This window comes from Actinotignum sp. usb-actsch-rep-73 (assembly GCF_059082735.1).
In genome coordinates this window covers 1-13,874 of sequence record NZ_JBHNPV010000013.1, presented here as the reverse complement: position 1 = coordinate 13,874, position 13,874 = coordinate 1, and the positions used below count along the sequence as shown (strand labels likewise).

General features: G+C 57.5%; 14 protein-coding genes and 1 pseudogene. 7 read left to right on the top strand and 8 right to left on the bottom strand.

Annotation, left to right across the window (positions count from 1 at the left end; genetic code table 11):
- The first annotated feature begins 322 nt into the window (after window positions 1–322).
- Window positions 323–874 carry an antirestriction protein ArdA gene (locus AC5RE1_RS00750; protein ID WP_493938200.1) on the top strand — a complete coding sequence of 184 codons (552 nt, stop codon included), beginning with the start codon at window positions 323–325 and terminating at the stop codon, window positions 872–874.
- Between the two features lie 44 nt (window positions 875–918).
- Here the strand turns inward: AC5RE1_RS00750 and AC5RE1_RS00745 are convergent, their stop codons facing one another.
- On the bottom strand, window positions 919–1,176 hold the full coding sequence (locus tag AC5RE1_RS00745; RefSeq protein WP_435729313.1) for a helix-turn-helix domain-containing protein: 258 nt from the start codon (window positions 1,174–1,176) through the stop codon (window positions 919–921).
- Between the two features lie 109 nt (window positions 1,177–1,285).
- Here AC5RE1_RS00745 and AC5RE1_RS00740 point away from each other — a divergent pair, with 109 nt between their 5' ends.
- The 4 genes from AC5RE1_RS00740 (at window position 1,286) to AC5RE1_RS00725 (ending at window position 5,360) form a co-directional block, all read left to right on the top strand.
- On the top strand, window positions 1,286–2,182 hold the full coding sequence (locus AC5RE1_RS00740) for a hypothetical protein (protein WP_435729314.1): 897 nt from the start codon (window positions 1,286–1,288) through the stop codon (window positions 2,180–2,182).
- A gap of 207 nt (window positions 2,183–2,389) precedes the next feature.
- Window positions 2,390–2,959, top strand: coding sequence for a recombinase family protein (locus AC5RE1_RS00735; RefSeq protein WP_435729315.1), 570 nt, complete (start codon window positions 2,390–2,392; stop codon window positions 2,957–2,959).
- A complete protein-coding gene (locus AC5RE1_RS00730; protein ID WP_493938199.1) occupies window positions 2,949–4,592 on the top strand; it encodes an Eco57I restriction-modification methylase domain-containing protein in 1,644 nt (547 codons plus the stop codon). Before AC5RE1_RS00735 ends, AC5RE1_RS00730 begins: the two co-directional genes overlap by 11 nt.
- Before the next feature lie 15 nt (window positions 4,593–4,607).
- Entirely contained in the window at window positions 4,608–5,360 is a 753-nt protein-coding gene (locus AC5RE1_RS00725) for a PaeR7I family type II restriction endonuclease (RefSeq protein WP_435729317.1), read from the top strand.
- Window positions 5,361–5,647: 287 nt separating this feature from the next.
- Here the strand turns inward: AC5RE1_RS00725 and AC5RE1_RS00720 are convergent, their stop codons facing one another.
- Entirely contained in the window at window positions 5,648–5,860 is a 213-nt protein-coding gene (locus tag AC5RE1_RS00720) for a hypothetical protein (RefSeq protein ID WP_435729318.1), read from the bottom strand.
- A gap of 9 nt (window positions 5,861–5,869) precedes the next feature.
- Entirely contained in the window at window positions 5,870–6,829 is a 960-nt protein-coding gene (locus AC5RE1_RS00715) for a hypothetical protein (protein WP_493938203.1), read from the bottom strand.
- Between AC5RE1_RS00715 and AC5RE1_RS00710 the strand changes: the two genes are divergently transcribed.
- Entirely contained in the window at window positions 6,807–7,208 is a 402-nt protein-coding gene (locus AC5RE1_RS00710) for a hypothetical protein (RefSeq protein ID WP_493938202.1), read from the top strand. The genes AC5RE1_RS00715 and AC5RE1_RS00710 overlap by 23 nt on opposite strands.
- Window positions 7,209–7,229: 21 nt before the next feature.
- On the opposite strand, the pseudogene AC5RE1_RS00705 reads toward AC5RE1_RS00710, so the two are convergent.
- The 5 genes and pseudogenes from AC5RE1_RS00705 to AC5RE1_RS00685 form a co-directional block, all read right to left on the bottom strand.
- Window positions 7,230–7,514 (bottom strand): annotated as a pseudogene (locus AC5RE1_RS00705) (relaxase/mobilization nuclease domain-containing protein); the annotation flags it as partial.
- A 128-nt stretch (window positions 7,515–7,642) separates the two neighbouring features.
- Complete coding sequence (locus AC5RE1_RS00700; RefSeq protein WP_493938198.1) at window positions 7,643–8,341, bottom strand: plasmid mobilization protein; 699 nt, start codon at window positions 8,339–8,341, stop codon at window positions 7,643–7,645.
- Window positions 8,341–8,619 carry a hypothetical protein gene (locus tag AC5RE1_RS00695; RefSeq protein ID WP_435729320.1) on the bottom strand — a complete coding sequence of 93 codons (279 nt, stop codon included), beginning with the start codon at window positions 8,617–8,619 and terminating at the stop codon, window positions 8,341–8,343. Before AC5RE1_RS00695 ends, AC5RE1_RS00700 begins: the two co-directional genes overlap by 1 nt.
- A gap of 30 nt (window positions 8,620–8,649) precedes the next feature.
- Entirely contained in the window at window positions 8,650–10,503 is a 1,854-nt protein-coding gene (locus AC5RE1_RS00690; protein WP_493938197.1) for a DNA primase family protein, read from the bottom strand.
- A 1-nt stretch (window position 10,504) separates the two neighbouring features.
- Window positions 10,505–10,714: a helix-turn-helix domain-containing protein gene (locus tag AC5RE1_RS00685; protein ID WP_435729322.1), complete on the bottom strand. Its 210-nt coding sequence runs from the start codon at window positions 10,712–10,714 to the stop codon at window positions 10,505–10,507.
- Window positions 10,715–11,829: 1,115 nt separating this feature from the next.
- On the opposite strand from AC5RE1_RS00685, the gene AC5RE1_RS00680 reads away from it, so the two are divergent.
- On the top strand, window positions 11,830–13,874 hold a 2,045-nt coding region (locus AC5RE1_RS00680; RefSeq protein WP_493938196.1), incomplete at its 3' end, for a hypothetical protein.

Genomic DNA, 13,874 nt, shown 5'->3' with positions numbered 1-13,874 from the left:
GTGTTACAGCGAATGTTACAAGGGGGCCTCGATGGCCCCAGATAGAGACGCAGGTCACAAAAATCGGCGCACATTGGGGTCAAACAGTCCGGTAGCGCCGCTACCGACACCCCACCGTCCCCTTCTTCCTTCCACGAGCTGTGGCGGTCGCCCGCCTCGCGGGCGGCAGCCACCGAGACCCTCAACCTCCGTTACTGCCCCAGGCTGAGTGTGAGGGTCGCACCGCGACCCCGAGCCTCGCTTTGGAGGTCGGGGTGTTCCAGTGCGCCATTTCCGAGAGTTGGCTGCCCACCCTGACCTCCCCTTATCTCGGGAGGTTTCAATGAGTCATCCAATCGTCGTTAATGTCCCCGTCGTCGTCCGCCCCTCAGTGTGGGTCGGATGCCTAGCGTGTTACAACGCCGGAGTTCTGCGAGGTGTCTGGGCTTACGCCGAAGACGCCGGGGCTGTTACCCCTGAAGACATCCACGAGTGGGAAACGGATCACGAAGAGCTGTGGTGCTTCGATACTGAAGGGCTACCGTGCGATGTGGGCGAGATTCCCCCGTCCGTCGCTCAAGAGTGGGGCGAACTCTTCGAGGAAGTTGGCGAGCCACTGTGGCCAGCCCTCGTCGCCTGGTTCGAGAGTGGGTCTCCCTCGTTGGATACCCACGGCCTTCCCTCCGCTTCCGAGTTCGAGGACTCCTACAGGGGCGAATGGGACAGCTTCGAGGACTTCGCCTGGGACTACGTGGAGAACTCAGGGCTACTGGAGGGAGTGCCTGAAGAAGTTGCCCGCTACTTCGACATCGACGCGTATCAACGAGACCTGCGATTCGACTACACCTTGATGGATGTTGTCGGAGGCAGCGGCGTGTACGTGTTTGCTCACTGAGCCCTAATAGACCCCTGCCATCGTGCGATGGCGGGGGTCTATCGTCACAACTCTGCCCGCGCAGCCAGCTCGGCGACGCTCACATCGAGCACAACAGCAAGACCGAAAATCGTCGCCATCTGCGGGTTCGACGGTCCCGTCTCGCCCTTTCGTCCGGACGCGCGTCCACCCTCCAGCAATTGCAGTTGGTTCTTCGTGATGCCCGCAGAAAACGCGAGTTTCTCCTGAGAGAATCCCCGCTCTAATCGCAATTCTTTGAGTGCAGCACCTAATCGCTGCGCTTCCTCGACACTCCAAGACATGCATTCATCGTCTGGAGAAGGCCTGTCTGAGAACACCCTATAGGTCAGGCCTGATGTATCATACCACCAAGAGGTTTGCCTCGTACATCAGCACAATCAAGGAGTCCACATGAATCGAACACGTCTGTCAGTCCTCGCCCTTGTCGCCTCCGGAGCCCTCCTCGCGGGCTGTTCCGGTGGCGCGTCTTCTGCCGGGGGTAGCACTGGTGTCGCTATCAAGGGAAACGAGACCTTCACCTTCAGCGGGTCGGCTGGACCTGCCAAGAGCATCCGCGCCGAGCTTCCGCAGGAGCTGCTCCAGGCGATGGGCTCCGGGGCTGAGGAGGTGCTCATCACTGGAGCCGATCTCAAGGCTCACGCGCTGGACTCCTCCACCTACTGCGCCGCTGACATCACCTTCACTCTCTCCGACGGCGCGCTCGATAAGCTCTCCACTCCCGTGGAGGTTGATCCCACGACCACCGGCGAATTCCTTGATCGCCTCGACGCGCTCACGACTCAGCTGTGGCCGAACAGCTCATCTCCTCGGGACACCCGCGTGCTCCTGGGTGAGACTGGTGTCCTTGAGATGACCGGGACGGAGCGGGAACAGACCCTCCGCGAAATTGGGATGGAGGGGTTCGATGTGGACGCTTACCTCGCAGGCAAGCAACGAATTATTGATGAGATCTCCGAAGAGATCCAGAACGCCGATCCTGTCGCTAACCTTCTCGATCGCATCGATGCCAAGCCTCTCAGCGAATTCAACGAGTCGTCTCCCGAGTACGGCCTATACATGAGCGAAGATGCAACGAAGGCGGTTCAAGTCCTGAAATGTGCTCTCAACCCTCAGTCTGAGGACGAAGCCGCGACGAGCAGGTTCCCTCGTGTCTCATCAGACGTTGATGGGATCGAAACTTTCGCGAGCTTTGACTACACCGTCATGAAGGACGGCAAGATCACCATCATCGGCTCCACCATTCAGGACTGGCAGCAGGATTCCTCGGGCAATTGGCTGGAGAAGTAGTCGCTCACCTAATCCACACTCAAGACCCTGGTCACCACGCGGTGATCGGGGTCTTTCTTTTCCCCCGTATCCACACGGTGAACAGGGCACACCCTTATCCACACCCGAGCACCCTTCTCTGGAGTGGTGAACGGCAGTCTGGTAAACTGTAGTTCAACAGATGTGCGGTTATGTCTATGACCATGTTCACCACTGAGAGGAGGCGAGATGGCACTCATCGGGTACGTCCGTGTCAGCACAGCAGATCAGAACCCCGACCGTCAGATCGAGGCCATCGGTGAGGTCGATCGCCTGTTCGTCGATCACGCCTCAGGCAAGGATGCGCGCCGGCCACAGCTCGACGCGCTGCGCGCGTACGTGCGCGACGGCTCCAACGACGTGGTGAAGGTCAAGAGCGTGGACCGCCTCGCCCGATCCACCCAAGACCTGCTCTCGCTGCTTCAAGAGTTCGAGGCCAAGGGCGTTACCGTCGATTTCATCGACACGCCCGCACTCTCGACGAGCACGCCCTCTGGGAAGTTCACCCTCACGGTCCTCGCCGCCGTGGCCGAGTTCGAGCGCGAACTCATCAAGGAACGCCAGAGAGAAGGAATCGCTCTTGCCCGAGCCAAGGGCAAGTACCAACGAGGCCCCAAGCTCAGCCCTGAGCAACTTGACGAAGGCCGCAGGCTCATCGACGAGGGCGTGCCGAAGACCCGAGTCGCAGCGCGTCTCGGCGTCTCACGCTGGACACTGGCAGACGCACTTGCAGGACGTGGTGTTTACAGTGAGCACTGAGGTTATGGACAACATCGAATACGGCGAAGTGTTCACCCGTCGCTGGGTGGTCGAAACAATGCTTGATCTCGTGGGATACACCCCCGATAAGGATCTCGCGCGCACGCGGCTGATCGAGCCCTCCATTGGCTCAGGAGCCTTCATCGTGCCCGTCGTTGAGCGTCTCCTCGCCTCGGCGCAGCGTCACGAGGCCACCGCAGATGATCTGCGCGACTGCCTCTTCGGCATGGACCTACAAGCCGTCCATGTCGCCACCTGCCGCTCCACAGTCGCCTCCATGCTGCGCGAGCACGGCTTCAGTGCGAATCACGCCGAGACGTTGACGATGAACTGGCTTCACGAGGGAGACTTCCTGCTTGACGAGGTTCCCAGCGATGCCGACTTCGTAGTCGGCAACCCGCCGTACATCCGCACCGAAGACCTCGACAACGAGGTAGAAGCGGCGTATCGCACACGTTGGACGACAATGCGAGGACGAGCAGACATCTATGTCGGGTTCTACGAGCGCGGACTCGCTCTCCTTCGCCCCGAAGGACGACTTAGCTACATCTGTGCAGACCGCTGGATGCACAACTCCTACGGCAAAGCCCTCCGTCGTCTCGTCTATCAGAGATACGCCGTAGAGACGGTGTGGCAGATGCACGACGTTGATGCCTTCGAGGCAGAAGTGTCCGCCTACCCGGCAATCACGGTGATCGCCAACGCACCACAGCGTGAGGCAACCTTTATCGACACGACTGAGACCTTTGACGACTCTTCGGCACACGAGGCGCGCTCATTCGTTCAAGGGCACGAGGAGACCGGACACGGAGCCGGTTGGGAGGGTGTGCGTCTTCCCAGTTGGTTCGAGACCGACGACTTCTGGCCAGCGGGCTCACCGGGCACCATCAAACTGCTCGAGCGCCTTCAAGAGCACTTCCCAACGCTTGAGGCAGACGGAAGCACCCGTATCTCCATCGGAGTCGCCACCGGCAACGACAAGGCGTACCTCGTCGGTATGAACACACTCGCAGACGTGGAACCCGACCGGCTCTTGCCCCTCGTGATGGCCGACGACATCCGCCAAGGTGTAGTCAAGCCCCCCTCGATGCAGCTCCTCAACCCGTGGGACGAGCACGGCAACCTCATCGACCTCGCTCACTACCCCCGCTTCGCTCACACGCTCGAGCAAAGACCAGCCATTCGGCAGCGCTACGTCGCCAAGAAGAACCCCGACAAGTGGCACCGCACCATCGACAAGGTGTATCCGGGCCTTGCCGAGCGCCCCAAACTCCTGCTCCAGGACATGAAAGCGCAGATTACGCCGGTCTTCGAGCCCGGTGGTCTGTACCCACACCACAACCTGTACTACATCGTCTCGGACACCTGGGATCTTGAGGTCTTAGGTGGACTGCTCCTGTCGAGCATCGCTGAGGCGTTCGTGACCGCCTACGGGGTGAAGATGCGCGGCGGTACCTTGAGATTCCAAGCGCAATACCTGCGCAAGATCGCCGTTCCCCGCCCCGACGAACTCACTGAGGACGTGTCAGAACGCCTCAGGACAGCCTTCAGGGCACAGGACCGCGTAGCAGCCAACGTGGCCGCTGAGGATGCCTACGGGCTTCCTCGTGGCACCGTTGAACAACTTCTCTAGGTACAAAGGGGCACCATGTCTGATCCACTCGATCCATCCATCTGGCAACAAGCCGTCGCTGGCTACTGGAACCACCTCACCACCCAGCAAGCAAACCAAGGAGCCGTCTCCGGCATCAAGGACACCGGCAACCGTGCCGCCGTCACAGGCGGCAAGCAGATGGACCTCATGCAAGCCGTTGTCGCTGACCTGTGGAAGAGCGACCCCGACATCGACCTCGAAGTGCGCACCACAGGCCATAACGACCTGCCGACCTACTTCCGCCCCTCGAAAAACTGGGATCTCGTCGTCCTCTACCGAGGCGCTCTCATCGCCGCGATGGAGTTCAAGTCCCAGCGTGGCCCCTCATTCGGCAACAACTTCAACAACCGAACCGAAGAAGCCCTCGGACTTGCAGCAGACTCTCAGATGGCCGTCGAGCGCGGCCTATTCGGCACGCTCAAGCCGTGGTTCGGCTTCCTCATGCTCGTCGAACGCGCTCCAGGATCAACCAGCCCCGTCCGAGTGCCAAGCAACATGCCATTCCCAGCAGACCCGATCTTCACGGGCGAGTCCTACATCGGGCGCTATCGAATCTTCTTCGAGCGCATGATCGCCGAGGGGAACTACGACGCAGTAGCTCTTCTCACCGCCGAAGCCAACAGTGGCCAGTACGAAGAACCCTCTCCGGCGCTCTCGATGGCCAACCTCGAAGCCGCCATCAAGGCGAGAATCGCCTACATTAAAGCCTTGCCCGATGACCAGTTCGACGCGATGGTCCGTCACTAGCCCCGCTGGCTCTTTCCTGACCACAGAAACACCCCAAACTGGCCCATCATTGACCAGGCTTCACCGTGGTCTTTCAATGGCCGATAAATGGTCACGAAAACGCCCTGCTATCCCACAGCTCAGCGAGCGGTCATCATTGGCCCTTCTATCGACCACCATTGCCCACACCCTCCTCTCGGGTCAATGGTGACCAGAGAAAGACCCCTTTTGTACCCACCTTTGCCCGCACAGAGACAGAAAGAATCCCCGACCACCTCATCGGTGGCCGGGGATATTCCCTCTCGACATCAGATCTCAGGCTCATCGTCGCCCCTTGAGCCCCAGTCCAGACCCTCGATCTGACCGAGGACGCGCCGCTGGTAGTCCGCGACGCTCTCACCTTCACGCACCTTCCCATCGAGCCGCTCAGCGTTCTTGCTGATCGACCGCGAGTGGTCAACCTCGATGCGGGGCTTGCCGGTCTTGAGACCAGACGGTATCCGCTTGATCGCCATGTTCATCACCTCCCTTCACCATGACCCGAACTCATCACGGAGCCGCCCGGCGACCTTCCACACGACCCAGGTGAAGCCAGCGACCCCGCCGAGCGTCGCTACCGCGATCAGTGTCTTCGCCCACCATGTGCTCGCCTCAGTGAAAGACGCCCACGCCCAGCCGAGCAATGGCCCGAAGCCCAGGGCGTAGAACGTTCCCATCGTGAGCCCGCCGATCACGAGGAGCACCGCTGCCAGCGGCACCAGGGCGAGACAGAGCCGCCCGAGGGCTGTCCATGTTTGCCGCCCTTCTAGGGCTTGTAGACGGCGTTCTGAGCGCTCTACCGCCCCCACCACGCCCTCGGCCTTAGCAAGCGTGCTATCGAGCTTTTGAGCGGCCTCCGATACCTTCTCTGCGCCCAGGGCGGACACGCGCTCCTCGAACCCTTCGAGAGTGCTCTCAATGCGCTTCACTGGCAGCTCAACGGCCTGCGCGAGCCGCTGGTCGAGCACACGCACGGCGTGGTCGTTGATCCGGTCAACGTCAACACGCACAGTCCTGCCGTTGCCGACGACCTTCGTGAGGTCATTCAAGCTCGAAGTCATCGACTGGAGCTGCGACTGAAGACTCTTCATCATCGAGAACGAGTCGAGATCTGATTGCTTCACTTCGCTTCCGTCGCTCAACTTCACGAGCCCGCTCGCGCTCAGCTGCTTCGCGACGACGGCGATCGTCTTCTCGATCTCGGCGAGCCTGCTCTTCGTCTCGTCGTCGAGCTGCGTCTGCGAGGGCTGCTCGTGCTGCTGCGAGGTCAACCTTTCCACGCGCTTGAGTGCTGCTGTTTGAGCCTCGTCCATCGCCCTGAGGAACCCGCTCACGGCGTTCACGGCTTTCGTCAGCTCTCTCGTCTGCTCCTCCACGGCGTCGAGCCTCAACGTCAAGGCTTGCGACGTGTCCGAGGTCTGCTGCTCCTTGAGCTTGTCGATCGCGCTCATCGTGCTCTCCCTTCTGGTTGTGTTGCTGATGGAACGCGAAGACCTCCTCGACCTTCGCGCTCTGGAACTCCTCGCAGAGCGACGACGCCTTGCGCCGTCCCCACTTCCCGTTGTCCAAACGCCGCATCGAATACGTCCATCCATCGCGATCAGTCACACGGAGACGGACCTCGTGCTCCGCGAGCACTGCTTCGAACGCCTCACGATCAACCGATCGCGGATCGAGGAGGGACTCCATCACCTTGTCGCCGAGCACCTGCTCAAAGCCACCCTCTGCGAACCCACCGCGACGCAGATCCCAGTCGGGCTTTGGCTGCTGGGGGTCGGGGAGCACCTGACACCCTTCGTCCCTCATCAGCTCGTCGTTCACTTGCCGTAGTCCCCGCGACCATGACCGACACCGCGAGAGTGACTTGCCGGTGAGGTTGTCGTGGTTCACCGCGTAGATGTGGTTGTGCAAGTGCCCACCGGCACTGTCGATGTGAGTGACCACGAGGAAGTCGGCGCTGTTCATCCTGCGAGCGAGCTTTACACCGAGGTCATGCACACGCTGGATGTGCTCCGGGTTTTTCACGTCGAACTCCTCCGGCGAGAAATTCTGTGTGTACGTGTACATCTGGTTCCTGCGACCGAACGCAGTGCTCACTTGCTCTGCACGCGCGATGATCGCCTCGGGTGAGTCCATCGAGCATGTGAAGCGAGCAGCACGTGTCGTGCCGTCCTTGAGGTGCTCCGCACGACGCGCACCTGTGCCGAGCAACGCGTACTCGACCGCCGCTCGTGCACTCGTCGTCGGCTGTACGTTCACTGTGCTCATAGACTCACCTCGTCTCCGAGCTGCGCGCGCACGTCAACGACAGCAGCGAGGACCTCACGCAGAAGGTCGTCGTCAACCGCCGTACCCGCTCGCGCGACCTGATTCAGGTTCACACCGACCTTGCGGAGCTGCTCGACGGCCCTCACGAACTCGGGCGACGGCCTCGGCATCGTTGCTTGCGCAACGAGTGCCTCCTCCTCGTGGCGACGACTGTCCAGCGCGTCACGCAGCACAGCCCTCGCCCACGTGCTCGGCTTGACGCCGATCACTGTCGCGCGCCGCTTGACGGCGGCGAGCTCGTCACGGGTGACGCGCACATCAAGATGTGCATCGAGCCTCACCCGCGCCCCGGCCCCCTGTGTTTCCTCCACTGGAGGAAGGGCCGGTGCATTCGTCACAACACCCGGTACCTTCAGGTCCGTTTGAGGTGTTGTAACGACAGTGCCAGCAGGCCGATTGTCGGACGACTCGCTCCGCTCCTCGCCTCCAATCGACCGCTGGCCTCGTCCTCGGTCGCTTCGCGACCTGCGGGCGAGGGGATCGGCCCCCACCTGCTGCACGGCAGCAGAAGTGGGGACCGAGGGACGCACGGGACGCACGCTCGCGCTCTGCTCGGAGCTGTTCGCACGAGCAGAGACGCGAGGTGCAGTGCCCTGCGCGGCGATGCGTGTCGGTCGGATGACGTACCCACTCATCAGACCTCACCTCCGCCGTCATACGCAGCGTTATGCTCCGCCTTCCGACGAGCGCGAGCCGCCTTCGCACGCTCAGCGCGAGCAACACGCTCCTGCTCAATGAGCGAGGCAGCATGGTCGCGGTACTGCGCGAAGCGCTCAGGCTCGTGCTGCTCGACGAGACGAGCGACGCGGACGAGGAGTTCCTGCTCCTCTCTGGCAGCCTGCTCACGCAGAGCCTTGATCTCGGCGGCGTGCTTCCTCTGCTTCTCCTTGATGAGATCGTCAACATGCGACATGGTTGTGTTCCTTTCATTTGGTTGGTTGTGCTATGCGGATTGCGCGGCGAGAACTCGGGCTTCCGACTCGGGTGTCAAGATGCCCTGTTGCTGGGGCGTAGGTGTTGCGGGCGGGTTGTCGTCGTCGGCATTGCTCACAGACGACACACGCAGAAGACCCCGTGAAACATGTGGGATGACGTTCGAGAAACTCGACCGTTTCCATTCCCACAGGTCATATCGACTAACCAGCCGATCGTCGCCAAAACGTCGAGTGAACGGGTCAGTTCGTACGGCCTTTTGCTTTCCATCCGCTCCGCGTGGAACAATCCAGCCGCACTCCGGATGCGCATCGACGAACCCCGCCATTCGCTTCGTGAACTCGCGTGCTGAGGTTGCCCGACCCGACGGGTTATCGCGCTTCATCCACTCGCAATACACAGCGTGCACGAGCTTCCACGGCAAAAACGCCCACGAAAACTCCGACAATAGTTCCTCCGCGAACTGCGACACGGGATCGTTATCGACACGGATGTCGTCGAGCAGCTCGGCACTCGCCGCTGGCACGTCGAACTCATCGAACAACGGCATAGAGAGCGCCTTGTGCGTCACGTAGTCGAGAACCTCGGGACGCTTAAGGTAATCGCTCTTGATGAGCGGGTTCTTGTCACCATCCACGTAACGACGCTTGAAGGGGACAGCAAGAAATCGCCGGTACAACGATTCCGTCTTGTCCCTCGACGACGGCAGCTCGTTCAGGCAGAAGACCGAGAGCCCTCGCCCTTTCACCTGGATGGAATCGCGGTTTTTGCGATCCATCATCACCCAGTCGTGCGAGATCCAGCTCTTCAGATTCTCCGCACGCTGGAGATACCCGCCGACGCTGCTCTCGTCCGAGAGCACGGCGAACGACGATGCCAGTTGAATCGGCATGAACGGACGGTCAAAGTCCGCGAGAGAAACCGTGGCAACACGGTTCCGTCCAACGAGGTTACGCAGGAGTTCGAGGAAGGTTCCCTTGCCATTAGAGCCACTCTCGGAGACGAGGAAGATCGCCTTGTCGAACGAGTGGTCGGGGCGAAAAAGCGCCGCAATCACCTGCCAGAGCAAGCGCTCCACTTCCTCGTCCTCGTCGGCAATGTCGCGAATCCACGAATCAACGTCCCAGCCGTCGATGACGGGTACAACGGTCGCGTTCGCGTCCCAGCGAGCCTCGCACTTCGAACTGAGCACGACCTCAGGCGTGAAAGGCCGCAGCGTCTTGTCCCGCAGATCAAAAAGGCCATTGGACAGGGCCACAACGTCGCCATTCGACGAGGGCGACAGAAGCGGAACTTCGTCCCTGAGCCACAACATGATCTCCTCAAGATCGCGCTTGAGGAGCTGTGAGTTGTATTGACGCGCAGCGTTCCGCACGAGCAGGCCAGCGTTCACATAAAGTCCCTGGTCAGGACCATCCTCGGCGTAGCTTACAAGCGCGGCAGTATCGCGAACATCCTCGCTATCGCCCCGGTCAACGTCCGCGAGCAGACCGAGATGCGGCAGGTCGCGTTCCATGATGCAACGCGCGATGACGTTCGGAGGGAGCGCCTTCATCGGGCGATACGCGAGAGCGCCCTTTAGCTTGCGTACAACGTTCTCGTTGCGAAAGCGCGTATTGATCCTGTTGAGCAGGATGTTCTCCACCTGAGCAGCGGGGATAACTGACTGATCCTCGTGCTCAAAGAAGGGGATGACCTCGCCCTCGATGATCTGGTTCACTGGGGGAAGATCCAACGGCTGAAGCGGCGTCTCACCTACTTGCTCTAGCGATCGAACATCTGTACGATTGGGGGCAAGTGAATCATTGTTGTGGCCCTCGGTACTTGCCTGAGTACTGGGGGCCTCGCTTTTTTGTACGGTCATGTCACTCGCCTCCGCTCTGGGAAGTGCGAGCAGACGACTCGCGGACGTACTCGTCGAGCGCATCGGCAGAAATCTTGACCCGACCACCGACAAACACGGCGCGAAGATCGCCATTGCGGATGGCGCGGCGCAAAGTAGTGATCGAACCGTAACCAGCCTCAGAAACGGCTTTCAGCGAGTACAGGCGAGGCGGGGAAATCGCGTCAGACATGAAAAACTCCAGACAGATTGAACTGTCCGGAGAGGGGTGCGTTCCCGGCTGTATCTGGGCGGCCTAACGTGCCGTGCCTTGATGGCTTTACCCGAGTGCTAACCCGGTACCCAACCTCTGAAATAAAACCTGCGGAGAAATCTACGGTCGCTACACCTTCGGAGAGCTACTCCCTGGAGACGGAGGTCATGGTATCCGATCCAGTTCTCGGGGTGATCCCCTTTCCAACGACTCGCGTGTCGTCGCTGGAAAGCTAACGCGATCGTATCATACGTGACCAAACTTTGTCTACGGGAAACGTTGGTCACGCCACCATCGCAACAAGCAGCAGGTGATCGCCAACGGGCCAGAGTTCGACACATACCCCCTGAAGTCCACCCATAGCCCCGCCATTCCTCGGAATGGTGGGGTTTTTGTTGGAATTACGCCGATTTTAGGAAAAGTGCCCTAGATAGGAAGGGACATAAATGGCCATAATTAGGCCATAAAAACTAGAACAAAACTAGAACAAAACTAGAACAAAACTAGAACCGAAACCGACGTTCTAGTTTTCCTGAGCCAGGAGGAGCAGTGAGTAGGCGACCTGAAAACCTACCGCGCGGGATCACCATCTGTCGGGGGTAGCTTTATGGGTTTCGGAAGTCTTCCTGGTTAGGTATTTGACTTATCGCTGGCTCGGCACAGTTTGTCAGATTGCCGGGAGGCTGGAAGGCTCCGAGAAGTAAGTTACAAGAAATATGTCCATCCGCCAAAAGTGTGCGAGTCGCTAAAACTTTGCGGTTTCACGGGATAGATCTATAACCTAGAGCGATCGTGGAGTAACTGTCCGAAGCCAGACCTTCTAAATTAAGCAGTAAAAGTGTGTCACGTTTTTTCGTAGACGTTCATTTCAAATCACCGTTAATGAATGATTTGATTACCAAAAACAATTACTTACGTATAGCGATTGCTATAGCTATCAATATGTGTAATGGAATTCTAGCTAATTTACTATATTTTTGCCTATATTCCTGTGGGTGTAACCGCCTATCTGAGCTCAACGGGCTGGTCGTGTGGATAAAGTAGTGGTACGTTAGGGAGTAGATTCAACTAGCGACACTGGACAGGAAGTTCTAATGCTTAACCTCAAGGGCGTGCCCGGTTCTTTTATAGCGCTTGCCGGCAGAGCGTTGCTTAAACCAGCTCACGTTTTTAGAAAATTTCTGATCGTAACCTTGGCCTGCGCTTTGGGTTTCACGCTATCGACCCCGTCCTTGGCTCAAGCCGAGGATCTGCAGATGAGCTCCCAAGCTGACGAACAAAGCGTCAGCCCGGCACCAGTAAGCACTCCAGAAGTTGAAACTGATACCCAGGCAGGCGATGGCCTGGAGATTGGGCCGGAAATTATTGGGCAACCCGTTGGTGCAGCTGTAAAAACACCGACCGTTGACCCTGTATTTTATGATGCCACGACGATTTCTGGAGGCAATTTAGCAAAAGATAGAGTTAATAAAAAGCTTGTAATAGCAACAGTTCATGTAACATTAAAAGGTGAAGATGGCACTGAAAAAGCCAATCTTTCTGTTACACCTACAAGTGGAACAACCTGGAAGGTGGATCTACCTGGGGGCGTTAAAGTTGCAAAAGGCGATACGGTTACTGTCTACCAACAAATAGGTGAAGACAAATCACCGGAAGTAACTAAAAATGCGCAACCATCTAAGGCATCTACAGTTACTCTTAAAATGCCCACCGGCGAAATCTGGATAGAACACCCTGACGCCAATCTTGTAAATAAAGATGAGCAAGCAGAAGCTCTTGAAATGCTGAAGGGTGCCAATCCGGACATTAAGCAAGACTTTAAGAGTGTTAAATTCTCTATCGATTACACGGATCATGCCTACTATGAAGTGACCTATACCGATGGATCAACCTCCGGAAAAATTGAAGCTACGGGCCTAAAAATCAAACAGGTAACGGAAACATCTGCCGCTCCGACAATACAAAAAGTCCAGGTAACAGACGGACAGATTATCGTTACACTTGATAAAGAAGTTGTCGCAGGTACGAAATTTTATTTTGTCAACAACTTTACCGATGGGGAGGACAAGAATTTTGACGGAAATGGAACCTGTAAAATTGACAAATCTAACTCACAAGAGATGTCTCAAGCAGTATCCATTGACGGCAAAAAAGTTACTTTCCCAATCAAGGATAACGATTTAAAACTTGAAAAAGAGTTCGGTATCCTTGTCAAAGAGCCACATAAATTCCGTTCTTGCGCGAAGTCTGAGCCGGTAATAACAACCCCCGACAAAGTTGCTGTGAGAGATCCTCGCAAATTAACAGATGACGATAAAAAAGCCATTGATAAAGCTATTCGAGATGCCAATACGGTAAATGGCGTATCTAAGCTCCCCAATGGAATTGGGGACTGGGATGGGGTTCCGGCAGTTATACAATTTGATGACAACGGAAACGTTAAGATATTTAGCGGTAATGATGCGGAAGTTACTTATGATAGTAATTGGAATCCGGTACCTGTAAAAAATGCAGATGGTTCAGTCAAGGTAAAAGACGGAGCTGAACCAAAAGGAACAATCCCAGCCAAGGATCTGCTGAAAAATATCGCACCTAAATCTCCTGCGATTACGGTAGATACGGATAAGGGTGGAGTAACCATTACCCCGCCTGCCTATGAAAAGCTGGGTGAAGATACTGACTTGCTGTCCTACACCGTCACCTATAAGGATGCTTCCGGAGCAGAGAAAACCGTCACCGCAACGCGAACTGTAGACGAAACTTCCGGTAAGACGACTTGGACAGCCGATAATAATGCCACGGTTGATGCGAACACCGGTGTGATTACTCTGAAAGTTGAAGACATCGAAGTTGGTGGAACTGTCACGGCAACCGCAAAAGATAAAGGCGGTCTCGAGGGTGACACCAATAAGCTCGATTCAGATCCGGCAACCAAGGAGCTCGAAACTGCCACTGTTAGCTACAACGGTAACGACGGCACCGGTAAAATGGATGGCAAGAAGCTCAACAAGGGCTCAAAGTACAAGATTTTGGATAATAAATTCAAAGCCCCTGAGAACCAAGAGTTCAATTACTGGGAAATTGACGGCAAAGAGGTAGCTGTGGCTACCGAGATTACGGTCACTAAAGACACCGTAGT

Coding starts and splice junctions, on each gene's coding strand:
- AC5RE1_RS00750 (WP_493938200.1), top strand. CDS start 323: ATGAGTCATCCAATCGTCGTTAATGTCCCCGTCGTCGTCCGCCCCTCA.
- AC5RE1_RS00745 (WP_435729313.1), bottom strand. CDS start 1,176: ATGTCTTGGAGTGTCGAGGAAGCGCAGCGATTAGGTGCTGCACTCAAA.
- AC5RE1_RS00740 (WP_435729314.1), top strand. CDS start 1,286: ATGAATCGAACACGTCTGTCAGTCCTCGCCCTTGTCGCCTCCGGAGCC.
- AC5RE1_RS00735 (WP_435729315.1), top strand. CDS start 2,390: ATGGCACTCATCGGGTACGTCCGTGTCAGCACAGCAGATCAGAACCCC.
- AC5RE1_RS00725 (WP_435729317.1), top strand. CDS start 4,608: ATGTCTGATCCACTCGATCCATCCATCTGGCAACAAGCCGTCGCTGGC.
- AC5RE1_RS00720 (WP_435729318.1), bottom strand. CDS start 5,860: ATGAACATGGCGATCAAGCGGATACCGTCTGGTCTCAAGACCGGCAAG.
- AC5RE1_RS00715 (WP_493938203.1), bottom strand. CDS start 6,829: ATGAGCGCGATCGACAAGCTCAAGGAGCAGCAGACCTCGGACACGTCG.
- AC5RE1_RS00700 (WP_493938198.1), bottom strand. CDS start 8,341: ATGAGTGGGTACGTCATCCGACCGACACGCATCGCCGCGCAGGGCACT.
- AC5RE1_RS00695 (WP_435729320.1), bottom strand. CDS start 8,619: ATGTCGCATGTTGACGATCTCATCAAGGAGAAGCAGAGGAAGCACGCC.
- AC5RE1_RS00690 (WP_493938197.1), bottom strand. CDS start 10,503: ATGACCGTACAAAAAAGCGAGGCCCCCAGTACTCAGGCAAGTACCGAG.
- AC5RE1_RS00685 (WP_435729322.1), bottom strand. CDS start 10,714: ATGTCTGACGCGATTTCCCCGCCTCGCCTGTACTCGCTGAAAGCCGTT.